24 protein-coding genes are annotated in these 26,851 nt (G+C 41.0%); 10 read left to right on the top strand and 14 right to left on the bottom strand.

Features of this window, described 5'->3' with window-relative positions:
* Positions 1-106: 106 nt before the first annotated feature.
* The 4 genes from dut (at position 107) to SLH46_RS01440 (ending at position 4,680) form a co-directional block, all read left to right on the top strand.
* The gene (gene dut, locus SLH46_RS01425; protein ID WP_320279353.1) at positions 107-541 is read left to right on the top strand and encodes a dUTP diphosphatase; all 435 of its coding nucleotides are present in this window, start codon (positions 107-109) and stop codon (positions 539-541) included.
* Position 542: 1 nt separating this feature from the next.
* Entirely contained in the window at positions 543-2,306 is a 1,764-nt protein-coding gene (locus tag SLH46_RS01430) for a tetratricopeptide repeat protein (protein ID WP_320279354.1), read from the top strand.
* 2 nt (positions 2,307-2,308) lie between these two features.
* A complete protein-coding gene (locus SLH46_RS01435; RefSeq protein ID WP_320279355.1) occupies positions 2,309-3,184 on the top strand; it encodes a DUF4292 domain-containing protein in 876 nt (291 codons plus the stop codon).
* A 293-nt stretch (positions 3,185-3,477) separates the two neighbouring features.
* Positions 3,478-4,680 (top strand): murein hydrolase activator EnvC family protein, encoded by a 1,203-nt coding sequence (locus tag SLH46_RS01440; RefSeq protein ID WP_320279356.1) that lies wholly within the window; start codon positions 3,478-3,480, stop codon positions 4,678-4,680.
* A gap of 108 nt (positions 4,681-4,788) precedes the next feature.
* Here SLH46_RS01440 and SLH46_RS01445 read toward each other — a convergent pair whose 3' ends face one another.
* Together SLH46_RS01445 and SLH46_RS01450 are read right to left on the bottom strand one after the other, a co-directional pair.
* On the bottom strand, positions 4,789-5,136 hold the full coding sequence (locus SLH46_RS01445; protein ID WP_320279357.1) for a hypothetical protein: 348 nt from the start codon (positions 5,134-5,136) through the stop codon (positions 4,789-4,791).
* Between the two features lie 90 nt (positions 5,137-5,226).
* Entirely contained in the window at positions 5,227-5,928 is a 702-nt protein-coding gene (locus SLH46_RS01450) for a Crp/Fnr family transcriptional regulator (RefSeq protein ID WP_320279358.1), read from the bottom strand.
* A 161-nt stretch (positions 5,929-6,089) separates the two neighbouring features.
* Between SLH46_RS01450 and SLH46_RS01455 the strand changes: the two genes are divergently transcribed.
* The 3 genes from SLH46_RS01455 (at position 6,090) to SLH46_RS01465 (ending at position 10,444) form a co-directional block, all read left to right on the top strand.
* Positions 6,090-6,506: an OsmC family protein gene (locus SLH46_RS01455; protein ID WP_320279359.1), complete on the top strand. Its 417-nt coding sequence runs from the start codon at positions 6,090-6,092 to the stop codon at positions 6,504-6,506.
* A gap of 84 nt (positions 6,507-6,590) precedes the next feature.
* Positions 6,591-7,955 (top strand): NAD-dependent succinate-semialdehyde dehydrogenase, encoded by a 1,365-nt coding sequence (locus tag SLH46_RS01460; protein WP_320279360.1) that lies wholly within the window; start codon positions 6,591-6,593, stop codon positions 7,953-7,955.
* A gap of 17 nt (positions 7,956-7,972) precedes the next feature.
* Entirely contained in the window at positions 7,973-10,444 is a 2,472-nt protein-coding gene (locus SLH46_RS01465; protein ID WP_320279361.1) for a glycoside hydrolase family 2 TIM barrel-domain containing protein, read from the top strand.
* Positions 10,445-10,446: 2 nt separating this feature from the next.
* Here the strand turns inward: SLH46_RS01465 and SLH46_RS01470 are convergent, their stop codons facing one another.
* The 5 genes from SLH46_RS01470 to SLH46_RS01490 all read right to left on the bottom strand — a co-directional run bounded on the left by SLH46_RS01470 (position 10,447) and on the right by SLH46_RS01490 (position 14,959).
* A complete protein-coding gene (locus SLH46_RS01470) occupies positions 10,447-10,725 on the bottom strand; it encodes a hypothetical protein (protein ID WP_320279362.1) in 279 nt (92 codons plus the stop codon).
* Between the two features lie 11 nt (positions 10,726-10,736).
* Positions 10,737-11,753 (bottom strand): ferrochelatase, encoded by a 1,017-nt coding sequence (gene hemH / locus SLH46_RS01475; protein WP_320279363.1) that lies wholly within the window; start codon positions 11,751-11,753, stop codon positions 10,737-10,739.
* Entirely contained in the window at positions 11,750-13,108 is a 1,359-nt protein-coding gene (gene hemG, locus SLH46_RS01480; protein ID WP_320279364.1) for a protoporphyrinogen oxidase, read from the bottom strand. Before hemG ends, hemH begins: the two co-directional genes overlap by 4 nt.
* A gap of 5 nt (positions 13,109-13,113) precedes the next feature.
* Positions 13,114-14,490, bottom strand: coding sequence for an oxygen-independent coproporphyrinogen III oxidase (gene hemN, locus SLH46_RS01485; RefSeq protein ID WP_320279365.1), 1,377 nt, complete (start codon positions 14,488-14,490; stop codon positions 13,114-13,116).
* A gap of 133 nt (positions 14,491-14,623) precedes the next feature.
* Positions 14,624-14,959, bottom strand: coding sequence for a hypothetical protein (locus SLH46_RS01490; RefSeq protein ID WP_320279366.1), 336 nt, complete (start codon positions 14,957-14,959; stop codon positions 14,624-14,626).
* Positions 14,960-15,085: 126 nt separating this feature from the next.
* Here SLH46_RS01490 and SLH46_RS01495 point away from each other — a divergent pair, with 126 nt between their 5' ends.
* On the top strand, positions 15,086-16,720 hold the full coding sequence (locus tag SLH46_RS01495) for an amidohydrolase (protein ID WP_320279367.1): 1,635 nt from the start codon (positions 15,086-15,088) through the stop codon (positions 16,718-16,720).
* Positions 16,721-17,283: 563 nt separating this feature from the next.
* Positions 17,284-18,393 (top strand): ATP-binding protein, encoded by a 1,110-nt coding sequence (locus tag SLH46_RS01500; protein WP_320279368.1) that lies wholly within the window; start codon positions 17,284-17,286, stop codon positions 18,391-18,393.
* On the opposite strand, the gene SLH46_RS01505 is transcribed toward SLH46_RS01500, so the two are convergent.
* The 7 genes from SLH46_RS01505 to dtd all read right to left on the bottom strand — a co-directional run bounded on the left by SLH46_RS01505 (position 18,384) and on the right by dtd (position 24,362).
* A complete protein-coding gene (locus SLH46_RS01505) occupies positions 18,384-18,821 on the bottom strand; it encodes a methyltransferase family protein (protein WP_320279369.1) in 438 nt (145 codons plus the stop codon). The two genes, SLH46_RS01500 and SLH46_RS01505, sit on opposite strands and share 10 nt — an antisense overlap.
* A 247-nt stretch (positions 18,822-19,068) precedes the next feature.
* Positions 19,069-20,013 carry an outer membrane beta-barrel protein gene (locus SLH46_RS01510; RefSeq protein WP_320279370.1) on the bottom strand — a complete coding sequence of 315 codons (945 nt, stop codon included), beginning with the start codon at positions 20,011-20,013 and terminating at the stop codon, positions 19,069-19,071.
* Between the two features lie 595 nt (positions 20,014-20,608).
* Complete coding sequence (locus SLH46_RS01515) at positions 20,609-21,655, bottom strand: hypothetical protein (protein WP_320279371.1); 1,047 nt, start codon at positions 21,653-21,655, stop codon at positions 20,609-20,611.
* Positions 21,656-21,670: 15 nt separating this feature from the next.
* Complete coding sequence (locus SLH46_RS01520; protein WP_320279372.1) at positions 21,671-22,252, bottom strand: RNA polymerase sigma factor; 582 nt, start codon at positions 22,250-22,252, stop codon at positions 21,671-21,673.
* Between the two features lie 17 nt (positions 22,253-22,269).
* Complete coding sequence (locus tag SLH46_RS01525; protein WP_320279373.1) at positions 22,270-23,289, bottom strand: branched-chain amino acid aminotransferase; 1,020 nt, start codon at positions 23,287-23,289, stop codon at positions 22,270-22,272.
* Between the two features lie 251 nt (positions 23,290-23,540).
* Positions 23,541-23,879 (bottom strand): nucleotide pyrophosphohydrolase, encoded by a 339-nt coding sequence (locus tag SLH46_RS01530; RefSeq protein WP_320279374.1) that lies wholly within the window; start codon positions 23,877-23,879, stop codon positions 23,541-23,543.
* A 27-nt stretch (positions 23,880-23,906) separates the two neighbouring features.
* Positions 23,907-24,362, bottom strand: coding sequence for a D-aminoacyl-tRNA deacylase (gene dtd / locus SLH46_RS01535; RefSeq protein WP_320279375.1), 456 nt, complete (start codon positions 24,360-24,362; stop codon positions 23,907-23,909).
* A 106-nt stretch (positions 24,363-24,468) separates the two neighbouring features.
* Between dtd and SLH46_RS01540 the strand changes: the two genes are divergently transcribed.
* Positions 24,469-26,850 (top strand): TonB-dependent receptor, encoded by a 2,382-nt coding sequence (locus SLH46_RS01540; protein WP_320279376.1) that lies wholly within the window; start codon positions 24,469-24,471, stop codon positions 26,848-26,850.
* Position 26,851: the final 1 nt, after the last annotated feature.

Below are 26,851 nucleotides of genomic sequence, written 5' to 3' on the forward strand. Positions count from 1 at the left end.
TTATACAAACAGTTGAATTCAATAGCTCAGAACCATAAATATTGTTAATCCTACTGAACGGACACATTATTTACTATCTTAGCGGTTCTTTAAAAAATACAGATTGATGCAGGTTAAAATTGTTAATAAATCGAAGAACGAACTACCGGCTTACAGCACCTTGTTTTCGGCCGGAATGGACTTACGTGCAAACCTTGATGAACCGGTTGTTTTAAAGCCGCTGGAGCGGAAACTGATACCAACCGGTTTGTTTATTGAATTGCCACAGGGTTACGAAGCTCAGGTTCGTCCGAGAAGCGGTTTGGCCTTAAAAAAGGGAATTACAGTTTTGAACACTCCCGGAACCATTGATGCCGATTATCGTGGCGAAATTGGTGTTATTCTCATCAACCTGTCGAGCGAAGATTTTGTTATAGAAAATGGAGAACGCATTTGCCAAATGGTTGTTGCCGCACACGCAACTGTGGAATGGGATTTGGTAGAGGTGTTGGAAGAATCAGAAAGAGGAGCAGGTGGCTTTGGCCACACCGGAAAACATTAAGATGAAGAGAATTTTTATAAAAGGAATTGGTATTGCGGCTTTTTCATCTGTTGCTTTTGCATGCTCAGGTCCAAAACAGGTTACCGAGCAGGAAGTGGCAAAAGCTGCAGTAAATACACCCACCAACGAACTGGTTGAACAGAAACAGGCTGAATTTGAATACTATTTTGTTGAAGCATTAAAACAAAAAATGTTTGGCAATGCTCAGGAAGCGATTCGTTTGCTTTCGAGCTGTTTGGAGATCGATCCGAATTCATCGGCAGCCATGTTCGAACTGGCCAATATTCATGCGGCAAACAACGATTTTACCAGCGCTTCTTTGTTGCTGGAGAAAGCCATCAGTTTAAATCCCGAAAATAAGTGGTATAAATTGTTATTGGCACAGGTTTATCAGCAAACTCGAAAATATTCGGAAGCTGCTGATATTTATGCCGGGCTTTTGGAAAAGGAACCCGAAAACCTGGAGTACATATACATGAATGCAGCCTTGTTGGCTACTGCACAACGTTTTGATGAAGCCATTTCGGCCTACAATCGAATGGAGAAGGAAACCGGAATTAATGAACAGATTTCGGTGGCCAAACAGCAGATTTATATTTCTACCGGTGAAATTGACAAAGCTTTTGCCGAGATCAATAAACTGATTGAAAACAATCCGGACGAAGCCAAATATTACGGTTTATTGGCCGATTTGTATCAAAGTCAGGGCGATTCTGAAAATGCACTGAAAAACTATCAGAAGATACAGGAAATGGATCCGGAGAATGGATTTGTGCATTTTTCGCTGGCCAACTACTACCTCGAAAATGGCGATACGGAAAAATCGTTCGAAGAAACAAAAGAAGGTTTTGCAAGCGATGCGGTTGACATTCAAACAAAAATGCAGCTGTACATGATGTTAACAGCCAACCCGGCGCAATCGACATTAAACGAAAAACAACGCGGGGAATTGATTGACGTTTTGCTGGAAAAACACCCTGATGAATCGCTGGTGCATACCATTCAGGCTGAAGAACTGTTAAAACAAAACAAACTTCCCGAAGGTCGCGAAGCGTTGTTAAAAGCACTCGATATTAATCCAAACGACTACATGGTTTGGGAGCGGGTAATGTACATTGATAACGACCTGCAACAGTGGGATAAATTGTACGAACATACCGGGAGAATCATTGAATTGTTTCCGAACCAGCCACAGGGTTATTTTTTCAAAGCAATTGCCTGTGTTCAATTGGAAAAATTCGACGAAACCATCGAGTTAAGCGACGAGGGAGCCGATTACGTTATCGACAATCCACAGCTTAAGGCAAATTTCCTAATGCTAAAAGGGGAGGCCATTTATAAAAACGGCAACAAAACTGAAGCATTCAAAATATTTGACAAGGCCGTTGAAATTGATCCGGAAAACTACCTCACGCTAAACAATTACGCCTATTATTTATCCTTGGACGGGATTGATTTGGATAAAGCCGAGCGTATGAGCGGAAAGGTTGTTGAACGTTTTCCTGATAACGCAACTTACCTCGATACACATGCCTGGGTACTGTTTAAAAAGGGTGAATATACCCTTGCTAAATTTTACATGGATTCGGCCATTAAAAACAGCGACGACGAAAGCGATACTTTGCTGGAACATTACGGCGATATTCTGTACAAAACAGGAAAAAAGGAACAGGCTGTAGAATACTGGAAAAAGGCAAAAGAAAGCGGCAGCGAATCGCAGGTTTTAGACCGCAAAATTAAGGAACAAACTTACATTGAAGAGTAGCGATGAGTTTTCGAAAATATTTCAAAGTATTGCTATTTGCATTCGCCTCCCTCATTGTTGTATCGTCGTGTAAAGCACCTTCCGAATTGTCGTATGTTGAAGCACGCGCCATAAGTACAAACAAACTGCTGAAACGAATTGAGCAAAATGCTTTCGATTACGAGTACCTCACCGTTAAACGTATCAATTGTAACTTTGTAAGCAGCCAGTCAAAAGCCACTTTCAGGATCAATCTTAAAGCCAAAAAGGATGAGAAAATACTGGTGTCGATCAGTAAATTAAATATTCCCGTTGGCCGCGTTTTACTGACGCCCGACAGTGTAAAATACGTGAACTATATCGACCATAATTATTTCATCGACGATTATTCATATCTAAGTAGTTTTCTGCACATCGACCTTGATTTTGCCACCATACAAAGTATAATTTCAAATAACGCTTTTTCGTACCGAAACGATCCGCGCGACAAGGATTTTAAAACGTTTGATTCGTTTATCGAAGACAATCAGTACGTGTTACAATCTGAAAAGACTAGAAAGCTCAGTAAACTCGAGGAGAAAGAAAATAAAGCCGAACGTCGGTTAAAACGACTGGATGATCAGGCGCTGATTGTACAGAAAATGTTTTTTAACCCCCGAAATTTTGCGTTGAACCGCTTGTTGATCAGCGATAAATCAAATAACCGTGATATGAACCTGGTTTTCGACGAGTACACCAAGGTGGAAAACAAAGAATACCCGGGTAGCATTGAAATGAATTTTGATTCGCCCGAAGAGGAAATTACGATGAAGATTAAAATGAGTGGATTTTCAACCGAAAAAATCTCATCGTTCAGCATAAAAATTCCGGAAAAATACGAGGAGATTCGTGTAAACTAATAACCTGATTTCAGCTTTAAAATAGCTCACAGCTTTAGCTATTTTAGTCAGAAACTTTCACCGGTTTTCGAAGAACTATCGGGATAATTAGAGAAAATTGGAGGAAGTTTATGGCAAAAAGAGCAAAGCCTTTAAGGAAAGTTCTTCTCACGCCATCTTCATTTTTTAAATTCTTTGAAATAACCCGTTATTCCTACAAAATTTAAAATATAAATCTGACGCAACTATAACTTTCTGTGAAAATATTTTAAAGTTGAACTTAGGTTAAATCCGAAATCAATACATTCGTAAACATGAATTTACGAATAAAAATACTATTGCCTGCCTTTGCTTTGGCAGTGTTGTGTTTTTCTTCGTATGCTCAATCCATTGAAGACCTGAGAACTAAAAAGGCGGAGGCCGAAAAGGAAATAGAATATACCACACGTTTACTTAACGAAGCACAAAAAAATGAACGATCATCATTAAGCAAGCTTCGGCTAATTACCACCAAGATCAGCTCCAGAAACACCCTAATTTCGAATATAAACCAGGAAATTGAAATTTATGAGCAATGTGTAGCCAATAATGTTTTGGCCGTAGAAATGCTTAAAAACGATGTTCAGGAGCTAAAAGATGAATATGCCGAAATGATTCGTTCTGCCTATAAAAATCTGAATGGGTTGGACGAGACTTTGTTTTTACTTTCGGCTCAAAATTTTAACCAGGCATACCGCCGTTTTTTGTATTTCAGGCGCTATAAAAACTACCGCGAAAACCAGGCAACGACAATTAATGAAGTTCAGGTAGTACTGGCGGAAAGCATTAAAAAATTGGAGCAACAAACACTGGAAAAACAAAAGCTAATCGAAAAAACGGAGGCCGAAACAATTCAGCTCGCCAGCGAACAGCAGGAGCAAAATGTTGAGCTGCAAAAGTTAAAAAGTCAACGAAGTAATTTGCAGAAAAAATTACAAGAACAACGTAAAGTAGAACAGCAGTTGGAACGCGAAATTACCCAAATAATAGAGGAAGAAGCGCGTAAAAACCAGGCAGCCGGTGGCTCGGGTTTTGCCTTAACACCCGAACAAAAACTTATTGGCGATAATTTTGAACAAAATAGAAGCCGTTTGCCCTGGCCGGTTGAAAGAGGAGTGATTGTCGAACATTTTGGGGTGCACCGTCATCCGGTTTTAACTAATGTACAGGTGCAGAATAACGGTATTAACATTGCCACCGATATTGGCGCACAGGTACGTGCTGTTTTTAATGGCGAAGTAAGCCGGGTGTTTGGTATTTCGGGTGGAAATACGGCCGTTATTATCCGTCACGGAACGTTTTTGAGTGTGTATTCAAACCTGCGTGAAGTGGTTGTAAAAAAGGGCGATAAAGTAACAACCAAACAAACCATAGGAACGGTTTTTACCGATGTAAAGGAAGGCAACAAATCAATTCTTAAATTTCAGATTTGGAAAGAAAGCACCAAGTTGGATCCGGAAGACTGGATTGGACGCTAAAAAGTGAATTTCGAATGATGATTAACGAATTTTGATTTGCGAAGTATGTCCAAACAAACTTCGTCATCTGTAGCAAATATTAAATCTAAAATCGTTAATCGACATTCATCATTCTTTATTCAGCTTTTCCTTTATCTCTTTAATATTTTCCAGAATTTCCATTGTAACCGGGTTTTCGGTTGCGGCGTTGCGCATTTCTTCTTTTCGCAGGCCAAGTTTTGTATCGAGACGGCCGAGAATCAACGAGAAAAGCATAAACACAACCATCATTACCGGGTAGGTAATCAGTTTATTTTCGTCCAAAAAATGGCGAATGGTCTCGTCTTTAAAATCGTTTAAAAACATAAAAGCGATCATAACAAAACTAATGTAACCAATATACATCCGTGCGCGGTCGATATAAATTTTCCAGCGGATAAATGTGCGTCGGTTTAAATGAATACCAAAGAGTTTCATAGTGTTGAAGTATTAATTTTTGTTGAAAATACAGAATTATTGGTATAAAAAAACCGGCTCGAGGCCGGTTTTAAAAGTTATGTAGTAAACTTATAAATTTGCGACTCTTGTTAGGGTGGGGATATCTAAAAACTTGATTTTCCTGCCTTGCAACTCAATCAGTTTGTCGTTTTTAAACTCTGATAATAAACGAATTACCGACTCGGTTGCGGTACCTACCATATTGGCAAGTTCTTCGCGTGTTAACGAAATTTGAAGCGTGTTTTGGTTATCCAGTTCAAAATTTTCTTTTAAAAGTAACAACACTTCGGCCAGTCGCTCGCGAACAGTTTTTTGTGCAATATCGGTAATGTAATCATTTGCTTCGCGCAACTCAAGACAAACAATTTGCAGCATGTGGTGCGAAAACTGCCAGTTACTCTGAATCAGGTACAATAATGTTTGATAGGGAATATGGCACAAAGCGGCGTCGTCGATTACTTTGGCGGTAGTACATGCCAGTTCCTGGCTTAACAACGAACGATAAGCAATGATCTCGCCCTTTTTAGCAAAACGAATAATCTGTTCTTTTCCATCGATACCGGTTTTAAAAATTTTTACAATCCCCCGGGTAACGCAAAAGAAACCGGTTAAGCGGCTACCCTCGCGATAGATGATGGTTCCCTTTTTATAAAGAGAACATGTTTTTTCGTAATTAAGGCGGGTAAACTCTTCCTCGGTAAGTTTTTTAAACAGTTGAAAACCGCTCAAATTTGTTTCTTCATCCGATGGCCTTTTAATTGCACTTCTCATTTCCTGTTTTTGATTATACGTTTAATACTGGAATAACCTATCTTTATTTTTGCCTTAAAAATACAATTATCTGCATTATTCGAAAAACTATTTATATAGATAGTTAGATATTGTATATTTGGGTACAAATTTAAAGTAAAGTAATTTAAAACAAGGATGTTATGAAGCATGTTGTAGATATGGCCTGGACCGACAAGCTGGCGTTTAAAGCCGATATGGATGGACACGAGGTAATAATTGATGCCACGGAAGAAGTTGGCGGAAGCGATTTAGGACCACGTCCGAAGAAATTAATGCTGACTGCACTGGCCGGTTGTACCGGTATTGATGTGGTGATGATTTTGAAAAAAATGAAGGTGGAATTGGAAGCTTTTAACGTTATTGTTGAAGGCGAACTCACCGAAGAACATCCAAAATACTACAATAAAATGACCATTGTTTATCAGTTTAAAGGAAAAGACCTTCCGATGGCAAAACTGGAGAAAGCCGTTAAACTGTCGGAAGAAAAATATTGTGGTGTAAGTGCCGTGTATCGCCAGGCAATGGAAATGAAAACAGAGATCAGGATAGTGGAATAAATTTTTGATCGATAAAATAGTTGAAAGCAATCTTTTTACAAGGTTGCTTTTTTTATAATTTTATGGTTCATAAAGAATCTCACTATGCTACAATCGATTAATCCGGTAACGAACGAAATCGTAAAAGCCTATCAAAAACACTCTGAAGACGGCGTTGAAAAAATCATTAATTCAGTCGATAAAATCTGGCATCACTGGCGGAGTACGTCTTTTCATCATCGTGGGCAGTTGATGCAAAATGTAGCCAGTATTCTTCGAAGCAAGAAGAAGGAACTGGCATTGCTGATGGCGCTGGAAATGGGTAAAGTTAAAAGCGAAGGAATTGCCGAGATTGAAAAATGCGCCTGGGTTTGCGAGTATTACGCTGCCAATGCCGAAGCTTTTCTCGAAAACGAAATCATAGCCACTCAAGCCAGTAAGTCGTATGTTTCTTACCAGCCGATTGGAACCATTTTGGCGGTTATGCCATGGAATTTCCCTTTCTGGCAGGTCTTTCGTTTCGCGGCACCAACACTTATGGCCGGAAATACCGCAGTACTAAAACATGCCAGTAATGTTCCGGGTTGTGCGGTGGCCATCGAAGAGATTTTCCGTGAAGCCGGATTTCCTGAAAACGTATTTCGTTCGCTGTTGATTGGCAGCCCGATGGTTGAAAAGGTGATAAAACATAAAGCAATACAGGGCGTGAGTCTTACCGGAAGTACACCGGCCGGAAAAAGTGTTGCAGCGATTGCCGGTGCCGAATTGAAAAAATGTGTGCTCGAACTTGGCGGTAGCGATCCATACCTGATTTTAAAAGATGCCGACCTGGAACTTGCAGCAAAAACATGTGCTGCAGGTCGCCTTTTAAATGCCGGGCAAAGTTGTATCGGAGCCAAACGTTTTATCGTGGAAGAACCGGTTTATGCGCATTTTCTCGAGCTGTTCACACACGAGATGAATGCGGCACACTTTGGCGATCCGTTCGACGAAGAAAGCACAATGGGGCCAATGGCACGCGAAGATCTGCGCGATGAGTTACACCAGCAGGTTGTTGATTCGGTAAAGAAAGGTGCAGAAGTTATTTTAGGCGGCGAGGTTCCACATCGGAAAGGTGCGTTTTATCCGCCAACCATTCTTGAAAATATCAAACCGGGAATGCCGGCTTACGACGAAGAATTGTTTGGCCCGGTGGCGTCGGTAATAAAAGTTGAAGATGAACAAGAAGCCATTCGTGTGGCAAATGATACCGATTTTGGATTGGGAGCTGCCGTGTTTACAAATAACCTGAAAAAGGGCGAACACATTGCCGAAATAGAGCTGGAAGCCGGCGCTTGTTTTGTAAATGATTTTGTAAAATCTGATCCGCGACTTCCATTTGGTGGAATAAAAACCAGCGGATTTGGCCGCGAGCTTTCTGTGCACGGAATCAAGGAATTTATGAATATAAAAACCGTATTTGTACGGTAAAATTTAAACCTAAACTTATGCTAAAAATCTTGTATGGTGGAGTAATCGCTCTGCTTTTATTGGTTTCCTGTAGTCAAAAGGAAACAACCATTAATTGTGAGGAATCATTTGATAAAGACTGGAAATTTATCAGAGCCGATGTTCAGGATGGTCAGAACATTAATTTCGACGATTCTGATTGGAGAACACTTAATTTGCCACACGATTACAGTATTGAAGACCTGCCTGAAAAGGAAGGTATAAAACAAATCGGGCCTTTTTCTGAAGAAAGTGCAGGTGCGGCTTCCACCGGTCATGTTGTTGGTGGCACTGCCTGGTACCGCAAACATTTCACTATCGATAAACAGGATGAAGGCAAAACCATAAAAGTGCTTTTTGATGGCGTTTATATGAATGCCGATTTCTGGATCAACGGACATCATCTTGGCAATCATCCGTACGGATACACTGCTTTTGTATACGATTTAACCGGTTATTTAAATCCGGCCGGACAGGAAAATGTTTTGGCTGTTCAGGTGAAAAACGAAGGCAAAAATTCGCGATGGTACAGCGGGTCAGGAATTTACAGAAATGTAAGTTTACTTAAATTGAATCCGGTTCATATTGATTTATGGGGAGTTTATGTTACCACTCCAGAAGTTTCGAAGGAAAAAGCCACCGTTAAAATTGAAACACAACTAGTTGCTGCTGAATCTGCTGAAGGCTTGAGATTAAAAGGTGAGTTGCAAAACGCTGACGGACAGGTTGTGGCAAAATGGAATTTACCTGTTGATGTAAAACAGGCGCCAACTGTTTTACAAACCGAGTTGGATTATCCATCTTTGTGGTCGCCTGACAATCCGGCTTTATATACCGCGAAACTGCAGCTTCTTGACGGCGATGTTGTTATTGATCAATACGATGAAAAATTTGGAATCCGTTCCATCGATTTTTCTCCCGAAAAGGGATTTTTGTTGAACGGCGAAAGTGTTTTACTTAAAGGTGGTTGTTTGCATCACGATAACGGTCCGTTGGGGTCGGCAGCGTTTAAAGCAGCCGAATATCGACGAGTAAAAGTGATGAAGGAAAATGGATTTAATGCCATAAGAACTGCCCATAATCCGCCTTCACAACATTTTCTTGATGCCTGTGACGAGTTGGGAATTCTGGTAATGGATGAATCATTCGATCACTGGCAACGTGGTAAAAACGATCAGGATTATCACCTGTATTTTGACGACTGGTGGGAGCGTGACCTGGAATCAATGGTTCTGCGCGACCGAAATCATCCGTCGATTGTAATTTGGAGTGTGGGTAACGAAATCAGCGAGCGTGCCGATTCATCAGGTTTGGAAATATTCAAATTTCTCCGCGAAAAAGTATTGTCCATGGATGATACGCGTCCGGTAACACAGGCCATTTGTCACTTCTGGGATCATCCCGGATGGGACTGGGACCGCACAATTCCGGCTTTTGCACAAATGGATATTCACGGCTACAACTACCAATGGAAAAACTACGAACCTGACCATGAAAAACACCCTGAACGAATTATCGTAGGGACGGAATCGTTTCCAAAAGAAGCGTTTGATAACTGGGATTTGGTAGAAAAGTTTCCGTATGTAATCGGTGATTTTGTGTGGACCGGAATGGATTATTTGGGTGAGAGCGGAATTGGACACAATAACCTCGATAATGAAAATGTTGGCTTTTTGCCGGACTGGCCATGGTACAATGCCTATTGCGGCGATATAAGCATACTTGGCTACAAAAAACCACAGATGTATTACCGCGATGTGGTTTGGCGCAACAGCGAGCTCGAAATGCTGGTTCATGAGCCGATTCCCGACGGCAGAAAAGAACTTGTAAGTATGTGGGGGTGGCCCGAAGAGTGGAAAAGCTGGAACTGGGAAGGAAATGAAGGAACACCGTTGCAGGTGGCTATATACACACGTTGCGATGATGTGAGGTTGGAATTGAACGGAGAAGTGATCGGTACAAAAAATGTGGCTCAGAAAAACAGCGGAGCCCAACAAATGGATATTCCTTCTGAGTCGCGCCCAATAGAAGCTTTGGCTGCTTATTTTGATGTTCCCTACCAGGCCGGTGAACTGGTTGCCATCGGATTAAAAGATGGAAATGAAATGGTTCGCCAATCCTTAAAAACAGCAGGAAAACCTGCAGCACTAAAAGTTGTTGCTGAAACCGAGACTGTAAAAACAGGTGGAAACGATCTGGCTTATTTCAACATTGAAGTGGTAGACTCGGATGGAAATTTAGTTCCAAATGCCGAATTGCCTGTTGAATTTACGATTGAAGGAAATGGCAGCCTGCAAGCCGTTGCCAACGGAAATCCAAAGGATATGAAAAGCTTTCAGCAGCCACATGTTTCTACGTTTAGAGGCAAATGTCAGTTGATCGTTCGTCCGGGAGAGGATGGTGCCGAAATTTCGATTACTGCTGCTTCTGAAGGATTAGAAAGTGGTTATTCAACCGTTGAAGTCAGGTGATTTTAATTGGTTGATTTTTTTCGCCAGGGTTTTAATCCGTAGATTTTCCGGCCAACAAACTGGCCCAGGAAAAAGCTTCCGAAAAGAAAGGGAGCGAGACTCCAGCTGAGTTGTATGTCGAAAAATTTACGGATTAAAATGATCAATGGTACCGGTGCATGAATGGCAACAAACCACCAAAACGATAGCTTGCGGAAACCACCGCGCAGGTAGCCAAAGGGCAGGTTAACAACAAAAGTAGCCAGGCAGGTATAAAATAGATGCCATTCGTAAGTGTGCATTGTTCTTGATTTTATGAAATGCTTTTGCGAACCAGGCAAGCAAGTGTTTCTACCCAGCTTTTTTCGGTGTTTAAACTGTCGACCAACTGTAATTTTTCTCCGCCTTTTTCCAGGAATTCTTCGCCATATTCCACGCCTAATTCCAATGTGGTTTCCAGGCAATCGGTAACAAACGAAGGTGCGGCTATCAGTATTTTCTTTTTGCCTTTTTCGAGCAATTCTCCCAGTAATTCATCGGTAAAAGGTGTTAGCCAGTTTTTTGATAATCGCGACTGAAAACCTACTGAATACTGCTCCGGTTGCAGGTTTAATTGAGCAGCCAGCAAACGCGAAGTTTCGTAAACCGTAGCACGGTAACACAAGTTTCCATGTTCCGGCATTGTTTTATGGCAGCTGCAATTTTCCACTTTAATTCCCGGGTGGCATTTTTCCAAATGGCGGTTTGGTAGACCATGATACGAAAATATAATGTGGTCGAAATCCTGTAGCTTGTATTGTTGAATCCGTTCGGCAAAAGCATCAATAAATTTAGGATCGTGGTAAAATTGACCAACCTCAAACACCTCTGATTTTATTCCCAGCTTTTTTATTTCTTTTTGGGCTGCAACCAGCGACGTTTCAGTGGTCGACATGGCATGATGCGGAAACAACGGCAGTAAAATAATCTTATCAAAACCTTTCTTTTTTATATCTGCTAAAGCTGCTTTGTAGCCCGGATTTCCATAGCGCATTCCCATAAAAACTTCGTAATCGTCGCCCATTTCATCCTGAAGTTTATGTTTCAACTCATCTGAAATATAAATCAATGGCGATCCTTTTTTAGTCCACAACTGTCGGTATAACTTGGTTGAGTTTTTAGCCCTGGCAGGAATAATGATCACATTTACCAAAAATTTCCGAAGCAGATATGGCAAATCGATCACACGTTCATCATTCAAAAACTCAGTCAAATATTTTCGAACCGCAGGAACGGTCGGTTTGTCGGGGCTACCAACATTCATCAATAAAACAGCTGTTTTCGCACTCATAAATAATCTGTCGCAAATTGGTTCGCAATTGTTCTTCCTTGTTTAATTCGGTCGGCCATTCCAATTCCGTCGCGCATGTTTCCGGCCAGTGTCAGGCCTTTGTATTCGGTTTCCAGATCGGTAATCGCCTGAAGTTTTTCTTCGCTCTCGAAACTGTATTGTGGAATGGCATGTTTGTAGCGGAAAATCTCCAATAGATCGGGTTCAAAAGTGTCGAGCCCCATCATTTCGCGGACTTCGCGCTCTGCAATTTCTTTTATTTCATCGTCGGAATAATCGAATAATTCCGGTTTTTTAATACCTCCCAAGAAGACAGAAAGTAAAGCTCCGTTTTCCGGTGCCCGGTTTTTCAGGAAAGAACCCGGCAACAGAATGCCCAATACATCACGTTTTTCAGCCGAAGGAACAAGTCCTCCAAACGATTTGATCGGAATCCCTTTCCAGTTGTTAAACCCAAGCACCACCTGGGTAACTTTGGCGTAATTCATTTTTTCGATCGGCTGAAGTTTCTCTTTTGGGAAAAATGGAAATAGATTTTCCAGAGCATGCGATCCGGCCGCTGAAATTACATGGGTAAAACTTTCGCCATTAAGCGAATACTTCAGTTCTCCCTCGTTTTTAACTTCCAGATTTTTGCATCCCAGCTTAATATTTTCTTCTCCAATATTTTTAACCAAAGCTTTTATCAGGTTGTCCAGTCCGTTTTCAACCGAAAATACCTGACGATTAGCTTTTCGAGGTGGTTCTTTTTTACGCGCTTTCTTTTGTTTGATACTTCCACCAATAAAACTGCCATAATTTTGCTCCAACCAGAAAAGTTTTGGCAAAGCATAACGTGTTACCAGTTTTTCCGGGTCACCGGCATAAACGCCCGAAAGGAAAGGATCTACGGCATTTCTTAAAAAGCTTTTTCCCATACGGCGGCGTACCATATCGGCGATGGTTTCATTAGGATCGGTACCCGGTTTACGAAACGGTTCGCCCAGAATACGAAATTTATCGTGCCAGGTAAAAAGGGGAGTGGTGATGGCTTTTAAGCCGCCCATCTCCATTTCGTGCCACTTGCCGCCCATCCAAATCCAGCGGGCTTCGGCGCTTTTGTTGGCATATTCAATGGTACAGTCATTTGCCAGGTCTTCAAAAAGTTCGGCAGCTTCTTCCTGTCCCATTGAGCCGGTATTTGGCCCCGATTCAAAAACAAAACCATTTTTCCGGTGCGTTTGAATCACACCACCGGCGTGGTCACTTTTTTCAAAAACCTGCACCTTAAAACCAAATTTTTTAAGGTAATAAGCTGTTGTAAGTCCGGTTAGTCCTGCCCCAATAACGGCAATGTTTAGTTGGTTTTTTTGCATGGTTTTTATAGTGCTTTTGAGAATTTTAAGGTTGCATTCCGCATGTTTGGGTCAAGGCTGGCAGCGATGTTTCGTACAAAAAAGCGTCCTTGTTCACTTACATGCAATTCGTCTTTCGACAGCGATAAAAGCCCTTCTTCAACAAAACCGGTAAGGAACGATTCATCGTAAAGAACGCTCTGTTTTATTACGTCGGTAGAAGTTTGCAGCATTTGTGCGGCTTCTTCCCACGAAATATAATAGTTGCACATCACTTCGTTAATCACGTGGCGAATGATCTTTTCAGTGGCATTCAACTGATAACCTTTTTCAATAGTGAATTTTCCTTTGTTGATCTGGTCGACGTAAGTGTTTGTGTCTTTGGCATTTTGCGCGTAAGCATTTTCCAGCTGACTGATTCCTGTAGAGCCAAAAGCATAAACCTGTCCGGTGGTTTCGCGGGTGCAATATCCCTGGAAATTACGGTGTAAGGTTTTGTTTTTAAAGGCCAGATTCAGCTCATCATCAGGGCGGGCAAAATGGTCGAGACCAATGGCGTCGTAACCATTTTCAGTTAACAAACGGTAACCAACTTCGAACATGGCCAGCTTCTTCGTTGCCGATGGCAGACCGCGTGCATCCAATATTTTTTGAGCTTTTTTCACCCAAGGCACGTGTGCGTATGAGAAAGTAACCAAACGATCGGGCGACAAACTAATGGCGCGTTCGATGGTTTTTGCGAACGATACTTCATCCTGAAAAGGAAGCCCATAGATAAAGTCGAAATTCACACTGGTACCCTCGTGACTGCGGATCATAGCAACCAAATCTTCTTCGGGAAGTATAGACGGATCGCGGTTTACGTTTTCCAGAACCTTCGTGTCGAAATCCTGAATACCCAGACTAAAACGGTTAAATTTCAGCGCTACCAAACGATCGATGTAATCTTTATCCAACATTGCTGGGTGACATTCCATAGCAATTTCCGGATTTGGAATAAAATCGAATAGCTCATGAATCAGGTTCATAATATCTTCGATCAGTCCGATAGACAAAGAGTTTGGTGTACCGCCTCCCCAGTGCACCTGCGACACCTTGCGGTCATCGTTGAGCAACTTTTTCACCATTCGGATCTCTTTTTTCAGCGCATCAACATAAACTTCCATTTTGTTTTTATCGCGCGTCAGGTGCGTGTTACAGCCGCAAAAGTAGCAGATTTTCGGGCAGAAAGGAATGTGGATATAAATGGATATATTCTGCGGATTTTCTGAATTGGATTGTTCCAACACCTTAACGTATTCTTCAGGAGTAAACTCCGGCGAAAAAAAGTTGGCCGGCGGATAACTGGTGTATCGTGGCACCGGGGTGTTGTATTTCTCTATTAATTTCTGTGATATATTCATGGTAGTAAATTAAATAATCTAAGTGGGTTTATTGTTCATCCTTGTGGTAAAAAGATTTTTTTTCGGTTGAAATTTCACTAATAACGGCGGGCAGATACTGCTTCAACAAACGAAAGTAATGAAATTGTCTGGGTTACACGTACGAAGGAGGAGGCCGGGAAAATGGGGTCTCTAAAAAAGTATCCTGAGAATGGTAAAGCGCCTCACGAATGATCCACTTTTTAATACGGTTGATTTCGTCGCAACTTTCATTAAACGAATAATTTAAAGCCGACTGATAGTTGAAAGTTTGTGAAGTTTCGGCATTGGCATGTGCATGATTTACATGGTATTCAATCTGAACCGATTTTTCGGCAACCTGTATTTTTCCATCGTGCGCCTGCTCGACACCAAAAAGCAAAAAGTACGCATAAAACACAATAAACACCACGTAGGGGAAATGAGTTGTGAATATGCCGACTGTAAACATTCTTTGCTTTGTTAGTACCTGTAAGTCGGGCAAATATAATAATATCTCCACGGAAACGCCGATAGTTAAAGCTGTTTTAAAATATGCCCGAAAAAGCTACATTTGTGTCTAACCAATAATTAAAATATGAAATTATTTAAGACACTAATTGTATTGTTCGTAATGACTTCGTGCACACAAAAAGAAAAAGTTGACCTGATTGTTTCGGGAGATTCAGTTTATACTGTTGATAATGAATTTTCGAAAGCAGAATCGTTTGCTGTAAAAGATGGAAAGATTTTGGCAATAGGATCTACAAAAGATATACTCGATAAATACGATGCGGAACAAGTGCTTGATGCGGATGGAAAATATGTCTATCCGGGTTTTAACGATGCACATTGCCATTTTAACGGCTACGCGGTAAACCTGCTGCAATATGCCGATTTACGCGGAACAGAAAGTCCTGAGGAGATTTATGGGTTGTTAAAACAACATCATGATAAGTTTGGAGGAGATTGGATTTTAGGAAGAAGCTGGGACCAGAACGACTGGGCCGTAAAAGATTTTCCGGATAAAAACCGTTTAGATGAGTTATTCCCCGACATTCCTGTTTACCTGGTTCGTGTTGACGGACACGCAGGTTGGTGCAACTCAAAAGCTTTGGAGTTGGCAGGAGTTACGGCTAAATCGAAAGTAAATGGAGGAGACGTGCTACTGAAAAATGGAGAACCTAGCGGAATTCTGATTGATAATGCCATGGGATTTGTTGTGAAATTTATTCCGGAGGTTACATCCGAGCAATTGGAAAAAGGCCTGCTTGAAGCACAAAGAAATTGTTTTGCTGCCGGTTTAACATCCGTTACCGACTGCGGACTCGATAAAGAAACGATTCTGTTAATGGATAAAATGCAAAATGCAGGCGAATTAAAAATGCGTGTGAATGCGATGCTAAATCCGACTCAGGAAAACTTCGATTATTTTGTGAAAAAGGGAGAAGCTTATAAAACTGATCGTTTGTTGGTGAATACCATTAAAATTTATGCCGATGGGGCTTTGGGATCAAGAGGAGCCTTGATGATGACTGATTATTCGGATGATCCGGGAAATAGCGGTTTGCAAATTGAAACGCAGGAATATTACGATATGATTTGCCAGTTGGCTTACGACAATAATTTTGCGGTGGCAACGCATGCCATTGGCGACGGCGGAAACCGTTTAATGCTTGATACCTACGGAAAATATCTGAAAGGGAAGAACGATCGTCGCTGGCGAATCGAACATTCGCAGATTATAAATGCAGACGATTTTGCAAAGTTTGCCGAATTTTCTGTTGTGCCTTCTATTCAGCCAACGCACTGTACCAGCGATATGCCATGGGCTGAAGACCGGGTAGGAGCCGAACGGATTCAGGGAGCTTATGCATACCAGACTTTGCTAAATCAGTTGGGATGGGTACCTGCAGGAACTGATTTCCCTGTAGAAGACATTTATCCGCTGTATACTTTTTATTCGGCCGTATTCCGTACCGATCATAAAGGTTGGCCGGAGGGTGGCTGGCACAAAGCCGAGGGATTAACACGCGAACAAACGCTGCGTGCGATGACAAGCTGGGCGGCAAAATCTTCGTTCGAAGAAAATGAAAAGGGTAGCCTGGAAGCCGGTAAAATTGCTGATTTTATCATTCTTGATACCGATTTAATGACAGCCGAACCAAATGAAGTTTTGGATACAAAAATATTAAGTACCTGGAGTGCCGGGGAAAAAGTATTTGAGTTATAGAAATTACAATAATACTCAGGAAAAGGGGTAGGAGCCGTTTGGCTTTTATCCCTTTTTTGTTGACTTTGAATTGTCAATTATTGTTTAAAGTATTTCGCTTCTGTTTGGAATTTATTATTTGTTTCCTCTGCAGTACCATCCGCTTTTAAGTATTCACATGTTTCGTTTTTCTTATAGATCATGTTATTAATCCGCACATTTTAATCCGCTGTTGCAATTCTTGTTTAAGAGTAGTTAAGCTCTAAATTCATTCTCTACTACACCCTACATTAAAGGAAAAATTGTCATCAATTTATACCCTTTAGGGAAACAGTAAATGAATCGTATTTCAAAATCATCACTTGGTAAATCTGCGAAGTAGTTTTAGCTTCATTTTTGAGATAATATCAAAGTATCTATTATAAATAAATAAGAATATATATTAATAAAATTAAAAGAACTATATTTGTAATAAATAGAATGTAATGATTTTAAAATCAGATTTAAAATTACTAATTGATTCACAAATAATATCAGATGATCAAATTAACTCTTATATAACTAGAGAGTTTGTTAATCAAATAATGAATGAAAATAATGAGTTAATTGTTATTACTGGTTTAAAACGAACCGGGAAAAAATCTGTCCTTTTTCAGCTTAAAAACCGATACTCAGATGCTGCGTTCTATGTTAATTTCAGGCATCCCGGATTTTATGGTTTTGACCAGAACGATTTTTTTAAGCTCGATGAAATCATTGCATCTTCTGGGGCCAAAATATTGCTGTTTGAAAGTATAACGTCCATGGACGGTTGGCAGGATTATATTCGCCAGAAACTGGATGAAGGTTTTAAGGTAATTTTCACTACTTCCAATGCAGCGGTGCTGAACAATGAAAAGGGCAGAAGTTTAACCGGAAGGTATATCAGCAGAGTGATTACGCCGCTGTCGTACGATGAATTTTGCACATATCATTCGCTGGCACGGGATGAAAATTCGGTAAAGGATTACATAGCAAAAGGCGGTTTTTTTGTTCCCGAAACCAACCGTGACGAATTTTTAGGTCAGTTATTTGACGATATTGTAGTGCGCGAGATTGGATTAACAAATGGTATTCGTGATTTAAGGGCGTTTAAAAGGCTTAGTTTGCACTTATTGCGCCACGTTGGGGAAATGATCACCGCAAACCAGATAAAGAATACACTAGGCATAAAAACCACTACTACAGCAGTGGATTATTTGAACTATCTGGAGTCCGGTTTATTGATGTACTATGTTCCGAAATTCAGTTATTCGCTGCGTAAACAGCTGGTAAATCCGCGTAAAGTGTATGTGGCCGATACGGGTTTTGTCAGCGCGGCAACTTTTAATATCGCCGAAAAGGCGGGTCAACTGCTTGAAAACCTGGTGTTTTTGTATTTGCAATCGAAATACACGGAGCTTTATTACTTTTCAGAAGATGCGTACTGCGATTTTATTGGTTTTGGGAAAGATCAGGCTAAAGTTGCCGTTCAGGTTTGTGTTACCCTTGAACAGGATAACCTGGAACGAGAAATAAATGGTTTGCTGGAAGCTATGGAATTCTTCGATTTTGATGAAGGGACGCTAGTTACCTTAAGCCAAACGGACACCTTTATTCGTGATGATAAAACCATTCAAGTGGTTCCTTTTTATGAGTTTGCAACTCAGAAATAGCGTCTCACCGTTTTGGCGTAGCTGTTGTATTCTTCCCCGTAATTTTGACGCATAAAACGCTCCTCTTTTAAAATAAAAAGGTGGATGGAAACAAGCGCAAGAATACTGATCGCAATAAAAAAGGGAGTGGGAAATACCAGGGCAATTCCAACAATTAAACAGTTAATAGCCAAAAAAAACGGATTCCGTGAACGGGCATAAATCCCGGAAATTACCAGCTTACCCAGATTGCCTTCATTTAATCCAAAACGAAGCGATTGGTTTAATGCGCTTAAGCTAAGAAGCATGCTCAGATTCGCAAGCAGAAGAAGCACAATTCCACAGATTGCGAGTACCTTCTTGCCAACCAACAAATGCTGTAACACATCAGGAAGGATTGAAAATTGTATGAGTCCGGCTTTATAAACGAGTTCATTTAAAAAGATCACAAAGAAGACGATTAAAAAAGCAGAAGAAACTGTGGTCTTGAAGCTCCTTTTTCTGTTGGACAGTTTTGTCCCTCGTCGTAGCAAAACAAAAGCCTGAAAGCCAATCTGAAAGCAGAAAAGCAGAAAGCCAATGAGCGGTATTAATCTTATAATTTCCACAAATTAAAAGTAAGAGAACGAATTCGTAAAGCAAAAAAATCCCCGGTAAAAATTACCGGGGACATAAGATCTATCTTTTGTCTGAATACTAAATATTCGGGAACGAAACGCCGATCATAAGTGGATAAGCTTCGGGGCCTCTGCCATCTTTAAATAAAGATGTCATGCTGTAGTTGGCAAATACGCAGAAATCGCCAAAACCAATCCGTCCGGTGAGTTCGTATTTCCATTGGTTGATATGATAACCGCTTTTCGATTTTTCTTTGTCTCCCTTATAGTACTTGTATTTGGTGTGTGAACCCAGGTATAAGCTACCAATAACACCGCCAGCCAGATAAAGGCGCGAACTGCCCATACGAAGTGGGGTTTTAACCTCGAGCATTAAAGGCGCTGTGAGGTAATTCACATGTAATTTCGATTTTTTGATGTTGTTTCCGTCGTTGTCTGGAAAAAGCGGTACAGGAACAATCATTCCGTCGCCATTATATTTTTCAATGGTTACCGCATCGTTAAAGGTGTAGTCGTTAAAACTCAGTCCCAAACCGGTTACTACTCCAAAGGTTTTGCGTTCGTTTTTAAAAGCGAACTCTGCAAAATTCAGGTTCCATGACAATGATTTTCCGGGATTCAGATCAAGAAAATCACCATCGTAATCCGCAAATTCAGGATTATCATCGTAGATGGAATAATCGCTTCCGGTCATTATGTTGATTCCAACTTCGAGACCTGCCCAGTGCGGGTTAAAACGACCCGACCATTTCTGGCGATTTACATCTTTCTCAACTCTTACGTAAGTTCCGCTGTTGCCTTCAATAACTTTAAAAGTACGTCGGCCAATACGTACATGAGTGGTGTCGCCCCAGTCGTCGGTAATTACTTCAACGCCATCGCCAACAACAACCTGTACTTTGTCGTCGTCTTCAATAACAGTTACTACGTTCTTTTTTAATACGTTAACCTCGGTGGTATCTTTTTGTGCGAATAGATTTGTAGTTAGTGCGCAACATAAAATTAGTGTCAATAATTGTTTCATCTTTCTTCGTTTAAATGTTTCTGATGCTGTGACGGACTGATGGATTTAAAAGTTACACTAAAATTTAATTTAATTTCACGGAAAATTTTCTTTTGAATTTATTCAGTCCGCTTTTGATGAGAATATTTGGATACCTATAATTGACGAAAGACAGTTTCTTCTTTAACGGAAAGGTCGAGTTCATTTATGTCACTTTTGTCTTCATGCCAGACGGGCAGTTCCTTTTGCATTCGATCAAAAGGAACTATTCCGAGGGCATCTCGGACGTTGTCAAAAAATAACCTTTTCGTTTTTTCAATGTAACTAATTAGCCCGACTGACGCCTGCCTGCCGGTAGGCAGGGATTTTTGACGAGCCCGCACAAGGTTTGCCTTTTAGGCCGCCTTCGAGAAAAAGCGTTCAGAAAATAAATGAAGTGAACGTATAGAAATCAAGTCTGTTTGACGCTCGTTAGCTCTGAGGAACGAAGAGCTAAAAGAAGGAGTTTCTTGATTTTAGTGAAAGGAATTTATTTTTAGCTTTTTATCGTCAGCGGTGGCTTTTTTGAATACTTTTTCAGCTAGAGGAAAAAGTATTTTCTGTCCGAAAGGACAATTTATTCACCAGCCTCACTTCTTCCGGGAATAGAAAAGGCCAGCAAACGCGATTCGTAGGTGTAATTAACCACTTTTCCCTGAGTGTTGGTTTCGTATTCGAAACGATCGTCGGAGATGTTTGCAATTAAGTCGAGACCGGCCTGAGTGATCTTACGTAAATTGATTTTTTCTTTCACGCGGTCGGCCAAAAGTATTTCATCATCATACGTTTCGGCAGGGTAGGTAATGTACATTGTTGCCAGCGTTGCAACCGGCTGTTCGATAGCGATAGAAGCGCTGATGGAATTCAGTTTCTCCGGAACAATAATCGTCTCGCGCATGGCCAGTAATTCTTCAGGAGCATCTGTGGCAGTATTTTCCTCGACAATATCTTCAATTACCGGCTTTTTCGGACTGATTTGTTTAACAGGAGCCGGAGCTTCAGTTGGTATATTTTCAGCAACTTCGGTTGTTATATCGTTATCAGGGATTATAACCGGTGTTTCTTCAATCGTTTGTTGTGGTGCTTTTTCCACCTCGGCAATTTGCTGTGAAGTTTTTTCTTCAACAGTATTGTTGCTATTTACCAGGTTAAAAACTATAAGGCCAAGAATCAAAACAGCTGCTACACGGCTTGTCCAGAACAGAATAGTTTTTCCCGGAGCTTTTTTGTGCAGCTTTTTCTTATGCGCAAAAACGATGCTTTCGTCAGCAGTTAATACAGTTTTTTGGAAAGCAGCTGCTTGTTTTTCTTGTTCCGGATGATTGGCCAGGTAAGTTTCAAAATCTTGTTTTTCTTCCGCGCTTAAATCGCCTTCGAGCAATGCAACCGCAGCATTGTCAAAAGCTTCTTCCTTATCGAAATTACTTTTGTAAAGCTCTGTTTTGTTGCTGAATGCTACCTTTTCGGGCTCAAGAGAAATCGGCTCGTAAAGCTCCAGTTCTTGTTTCAGATCGGGGTTCGCTTTAAGAAACGCAATAAAGCTATCGATCATCCCTTCATCGAGGTTGCCCTCGAGGTAATCGATAAAATAAGCTTCGTAATTTGTTCTGTTAATCTCCTTCATTTTCCGCCCCTCTTTCTACGCTACAGCCTCGATGCTGCCAATATACTTCTTCAAAAACAACCTTGCACGATAAATATACACCTTCACCTGCGACTCGCTTAAATTCGTCAGCTCGCCAATTTCCTGGTAGTTGTATCCCTCGTAATCGCGCAACAATACTACCATTCGTTGTATTTCCGGAAGTTTGTTAACGGCCTCAGTCAGAATCTCACTTAAGTCGGAATAATTGCTTTCACGTCCTTCTTCCGGCAAGCTTAAATCTTCAGTAAACGCCGAACGTTTTTCCTTTCGAATGCGGTCGATCATCGTGTGGTAGGCAGTGGTAAAAAGGTACGATTTTACTTTCGCGCCATCCACATTATCGTGGTTCTTCCACAATTTCTCGAAACTATCCTGCACAATATCTTCAGCCATATGCACATCTTTTATACTTTTTAGTACAAAGCGGTACAGACGATCTGAGTAAGTGTCAACTGCTAGGTTATATTCGGTAATTGTCATTTGTTTCTGAACCTCGTTCGTATGATACGACGGACAAGTTACGGGATAGTTACAGTAGAAATAAAAAAAGCTTCGAATTTTTTCGAAGCTTTTCATTTATAGTAGTTTTTGTTTTACTCAATTATCTCCACCCAACCGTGTGTGTCAGGCTCGTCGCCATATTGAATAGCGCGAAGTTTATTGTACAATTTTGTCGACCATTCGCCGGCTTCTTCCTGGTTGCCGTATTTAAACCACTTGTCGTTGTCGTTATCGTAAATGCCTTTAATTGGCGAAATTACGGCTGCAGTTCCGCAAGCTCCTACTTCATCAAACTCGGCCAGTTCTTCGTACGCAACTTTGCGACGCTCAACATTCAATCCCATTTCTTCGGCCAAAACGATCAAACTCTTGTTGGTGATCGATGGAAGGATAGAATCCGATTCCGGCGTTACGTAGGTTTTGTTTTTTATACCAAAAAAGTTGGCAGGGCCACATTCGTCGATGTATTTTTTCTCTTTACTGTCGAGATAAAGTACTGCAGAAAACCCGTTTTGTTTGGCTTTTTTGCCTTCGTACATGCTGGCTGCGTAGTTTCCGCCAACTTTATATTTTCCAGTTCCTTGCGGAGCAGCACGGTCGAATTCGCGGTAAATAACCAGGTTGGTAGGTTTAAATCCTTCAGGGAAATAAGGACCAACAGGCATTACAAATACCATAAACAGGTACTCTTCGGCCGGAGCAACACCAATTTGCGGTCCGGTACCAATTAACAGCGGGCGAATGTACAATGCTGCACCCGATTCGTAAGGCGGAACGAAACGTTCATTCATTTTTACAGCCATACGAACAGCTTCTTCAAATTTCTCAACCGGAAGTTTCTGCATCAGAATACCATCAGCAGAATTTTGCATACGTTTGGCGTTTTCGTCCATGCGGAAGACCCTGACCTTACCATCTTTTCCTTTAAAGGCTTTCAAACCTTCAAAAGCTTCCTGCCCATAATGCAATGCCGTTGCCGACATATGAATATTGATGCTGTTCGATGAACTGATCTCCAACTCTCCCCATTTGCCGTTACGGTAATAACAACGAATATTATAGTCGGTATCGCGGTATCCAAACCCAATATTTTTCCAATCGAGATTTTCCATTGTTTACGTTTTAAGTCTGCTTGTTTGTATTCTATTTGCAACTTTTGTTGCACAAGCAAAGTAAGCGATTTTTCTTTAATGAAAGCAGGAAATTAATCATGAAACCCGTTTGTAGTAAATGTTTTATAACGTACAGGTAATTTCTGATATTTTTAATTGAATAAGATTTTGATGTTTTTTCTGTAAATTTTATTCGAAAGGCAGGAATAATATTTCAAAATAACAAAAGTGCAGTTTTTGAGGAAAACGGCTTATTTCAACTTCTCATTGTTTTTATGCCGGTCGCTATCGCGTTTGGTTTTTTTCTCCATGTTTTTCAGAAATGCCTCGTTCAGATCAACACCGGTTTGATTGGCCAAACAAATCAACACCCAAAGAACGTCGGCCATTTCATCGGCAAGGTTGTATTCTTCATCCGACTTTTTAAACGACTGATCGCCATATTTCCGGGCCATTATTCGTGCCAGTTCACCCACTTCTTCGGTAAGAATTGCCATGTTCGTCAACTCGCTGAAGTAGCGTACGCCAATGGTTTTTATCCATTCGTCAACCTGCTTTTGGGCTTCGGATATTGTCAATTCGTTTTTCATTTTCAAATGTTTAACAGGTGAAACAGCCTAGAATTCCTTTTGTTTCGAGTCGATGATAATGGTTACCGGACCGTCGTTTATTAGCGCAACATCCATCATTGCACCAAATTTTCCCGTTCCCACTTTTTTACTGAGAGCAGTTTCCATAGCGGCAGCAAATTTTTCGTACAACGGAATGGAAATATCAGGTTTGGCAGCCCGGATGTACGATGGTCGGTTGCCTTTTTTAGTGTTGGCTTGCAGTGTAAACTGGCTCACCACAATAATATCCGCGTCAACATCAATTACCGAGCGGTTCATCACGCCATTCTCATCGTCGAAAATCCGTAACTGAGTTGACTTTTTAACCAGGTAATCAATGTCCTCCTGTGTATCCTCGTTTTCAATTCCCACAAGAATTAACAAGCCATTTTTTATAGCCGATATCTTTTCGCCTTCAACCGTAACCGAGGCCTCTTTTACTTTTTGAATGACAACACGCATTTGCTTTTCAATTTTTCGATGGCTAATTTATAAAAACAATAATCCTTTCTCAACTTTTATTATTTAGTTTTGTTTGAGAATTTGACAGAATATTTAAACAAAACGAATGAGGAAAGTCGGATTACTTTTGCTTTTATTTGGATTGCCATTTTGGATGCTTGCACAAAACGCTGCAGTAAGCGGAAAAGTTGTGGATGCGGTTAGTAACGAGCCATTACCTTTTGTAAATGTACTGGTTTCGGGAACTTCAAACGGAACGGTAACAGATGAAACCGGTCATTTTGAGTTTCGGAATCTTACTCCCGGTTTTACTCGTATTGAAGCAAGTTTTGTAGGTTATAAAAAGGCCATTTCAGTCGAAGTAGAGGTAACAAACTCAAGTACTCATTTTGTAGAAATTTTGCTCGAAAAGACCGTATCGAAACTGGATGAGGTTACAGTTACGGCTTCACCATTTCGAAAAACCGTTGAAAGCCCGGTTTCCTTGCGAAGTATTGGCATTGGCGAAATTGAAAAAAGCCCCGGTGCCAACCGCGATATTTCAAAAGTTATTCAGTCGTTTCCGGGGGTGCAATCATCGCCGGCATTCCGCAACGATATTATTATTCGTGGTGGAGGTCCATCGGAAAGTCGTTTTTACCTTGATGGAGTTGAAGTGCCCTTTATCAACCACTTTGCTACTCAGGGAGCTTCCGGAGGCGCCATTGGCATTTTAAACGCCGATTTTATTCGCGAGGTAAATTATTACTCGGGCGCTTTTCCTGCCAATCGTGGCAATGCTCTAAGTGGAGTGATGGAGTTTAATCAGATCGATGGAAGCGAGGAGAAATTGAACTTTCACGGAACGCTTGGTGCATCCGAAATTGCTGCAACATTAGATGGTCCGATCGGAGATAAGACAACCTTCGTTTTTTCCGTCAGGCAATCGTATCTGCAGTTTTTATTTAGCGTCCTTGAACTTCCTTTTTTACCCAATTTTACTGATATGCAGTTTAAAGTGCGCACCCGTTTCGATAAAAAAAATGAGTTGACTTTGATTGGTTTGGGGGCGAATGATTTGTTTAAATTGAATGAAGACATTGAAGATCCTGATGACGAGCAGAAGTACATCCTCAGCGAAATTCCGGTGAACAAACAATGGTCGTACACAGTGGGTGCGGTTTACAAACATTACCGCGACAACAGCTACCAGACATTTGTGTTGAGTCGCAGTCATTTAGATAATAATGCGTACAAATATCTCGATAACGACGATAGTTCAGAGGAGAATAAAATTCTGGATTACGATTCGCAGGAGGCTGAAAACAAGTTCCGGTTTGAGAATACTTCGCGCATGGACGGTTTTAAGTTGAATTTTGGTGCTAACCTCGATTTTGTTAGCTACAAAAACAGCTCACAATTCCGCCGTTTTTACAATGATCAGCCGGTTGATATTAGTTACAACACCGATCTTAACCTGGTTAAATACGGACTGTTTGCACAGCTCAGCAAGTCGGTTTTTAACGAACGTTTAGCATTGTCGCTGGGCGTGCGCGCCGATGCAAATAATTACTCGTCGAGCATGAAGAATTTGCTGGATCAGTTCTCGCCACGTTTTTCGGCTTCGTACATGTTAACCGATCAGTGGAGCCTGAATTTTAACACCGGACGTTATTACCAGTTGCCGGCTTATACAACGCTGGGTTACAAAGAGAATGATGTCTTTGTGAATAAAACCAACAACCTGAAATACGTTGCAGTTGATCATCTTATCGGTGGATTGGAGTATCGCCCCAAATCAACTGTGCAGCTATCTGCCGAGGCATTCTGGAAAGGTTATTCCCAGTATCCGTTTTCGGTGAACGAACAGGTAAGTCTGGCTAATTTGGGAGCCGATTATGGCGTTGTTGGCGACGAAGAGGTAACCTCAACCTCGGAGGGAAGAGCTTACGGTGCCGAGTTTCAGGCGCGTATTAATTCAACCAATGGATTAAATTTTAACCTGTCGTACACCTTGGTGCACAGCGAATTTAAAGACGGAGAAGGTTCGTATATTCCGTCAAGCTGGGATGCGAAACACCTGATTACGCTTACAACTACAAAAGACCTGAAACGCAATTGGCGTGTAGGTGCACGTTGGCGTTTTGTGGATGGTCTGCCATACACACCGTGGGATATCGAAAAATCGTCGCTGGTTGAAGCCTGGGATTTACAAGGCGGACCGTATTCCGATTACAATCAGTTAAATGCCAAACGCTTTGATCCTTTTCATCAACTTGATATTCGTATCGACAAATCGTATTATTTCAATAAACTAACCGCTAAATTTTACATCGATATTCAAAATCTCTACAATTTTCAGGCACAGGAAAATGATATTGTTGTTCGCGCCGAAGATGCCAACGGGAATTTTCTCACAACCGACAACGGAACACGTTATGTGCTGAATGAAATTGAAAGCAAATCGGGAACCGTTTTACCAACCATCGGAATTATTATTGCGTTTTAAA

Source organism: Draconibacterium sp. IB214405 (genome assembly GCF_033963885.1).
In the GTDB taxonomy this organism is placed as follows: domain Bacteria; phylum Bacteroidota; class Bacteroidia; order Bacteroidales; family Prolixibacteraceae; genus Draconibacterium.

Bases quoted from the DNA above. Each gene is read 5' to 3' on its own strand.
- dut (WP_320279353.1), top strand. From the start codon at position 107: ATGCAGGTTAAAATTGTTAATAAATCGAAGAACGAACTACCGGCTTAC.
- SLH46_RS01430 (WP_320279354.1), top strand. From the start codon at position 543: ATGAAGAGAATTTTTATAAAAGGAATTGGTATTGCGGCTTTTTCATCT.
- SLH46_RS01435 (WP_320279355.1), top strand. From the start codon at position 2,309: ATGAGTTTTCGAAAATATTTCAAAGTATTGCTATTTGCATTCGCCTCC.
- SLH46_RS01440 (WP_320279356.1), top strand. From the start codon at position 3,478: ATGAATTTACGAATAAAAATACTATTGCCTGCCTTTGCTTTGGCAGTG.
- SLH46_RS01445 (WP_320279357.1), bottom strand. From the start codon at position 5,136: ATGAAACTCTTTGGTATTCATTTAAACCGACGCACATTTATCCGCTGG.
- SLH46_RS01450 (WP_320279358.1), bottom strand. From the start codon at position 5,928: ATGAGAAGTGCAATTAAAAGGCCATCGGATGAAGAAACAAATTTGAGC.
- SLH46_RS01455 (WP_320279359.1), top strand. From the start codon at position 6,090: ATGAAGCATGTTGTAGATATGGCCTGGACCGACAAGCTGGCGTTTAAA.
- SLH46_RS01460 (WP_320279360.1), top strand. From the start codon at position 6,591: ATGCTACAATCGATTAATCCGGTAACGAACGAAATCGTAAAAGCCTAT.
- SLH46_RS01465 (WP_320279361.1), top strand. From the start codon at position 7,973: ATGCTAAAAATCTTGTATGGTGGAGTAATCGCTCTGCTTTTATTGGTT.
- SLH46_RS01470 (WP_320279362.1), bottom strand. From the start codon at position 10,725: ATGCACACTTACGAATGGCATCTATTTTATACCTGCCTGGCTACTTTT.
- hemH (WP_320279363.1), bottom strand. From the start codon at position 11,753: ATGAGTGCGAAAACAGCTGTTTTATTGATGAATGTTGGTAGCCCCGAC.
- hemG (WP_320279364.1), bottom strand. From the start codon at position 13,108: ATGCAAAAAAACCAACTAAACATTGCCGTTATTGGGGCAGGACTAACC.
- hemN (WP_320279365.1), bottom strand. From the start codon at position 14,490: ATGAATATATCACAGAAATTAATAGAGAAATACAACACCCCGGTGCCA.
- SLH46_RS01490 (WP_320279366.1), bottom strand. From the start codon at position 14,959: ATGTTTACAGTCGGCATATTCACAACTCATTTCCCCTACGTGGTGTTT.
- SLH46_RS01495 (WP_320279367.1), top strand. From the start codon at position 15,086: ATGAAATTATTTAAGACACTAATTGTATTGTTCGTAATGACTTCGTGC.
- SLH46_RS01500 (WP_320279368.1), top strand. From the start codon at position 17,284: ATGAATGAAAATAATGAGTTAATTGTTATTACTGGTTTAAAACGAACC.
- SLH46_RS01510 (WP_320279370.1), bottom strand. From the start codon at position 20,013: ATGAAACAATTATTGACACTAATTTTATGTTGCGCACTAACTACAAAT.
- SLH46_RS01515 (WP_320279371.1), bottom strand. From the start codon at position 21,655: ATGAAGGAGATTAACAGAACAAATTACGAAGCTTATTTTATCGATTAC.
- SLH46_RS01520 (WP_320279372.1), bottom strand. From the start codon at position 22,252: ATGAAAAGCTTCGAAAAAATTCGAAGCTTTTTTTATTTCTACTGTAAC.
- SLH46_RS01525 (WP_320279373.1), bottom strand. From the start codon at position 23,289: ATGGAAAATCTCGATTGGAAAAATATTGGGTTTGGATACCGCGATACC.
- SLH46_RS01530 (WP_320279374.1), bottom strand. From the start codon at position 23,879: ATGAAAAACGAATTGACAATATCCGAAGCCCAAAAGCAGGTTGACGAA.
- dtd (WP_320279375.1), bottom strand. From the start codon at position 24,362: ATGCGTGTTGTCATTCAAAAAGTAAAAGAGGCCTCGGTTACGGTTGAA.
- SLH46_RS01540 (WP_320279376.1), top strand. From the start codon at position 24,469: ATGAGGAAAGTCGGATTACTTTTGCTTTTATTTGGATTGCCATTTTGG.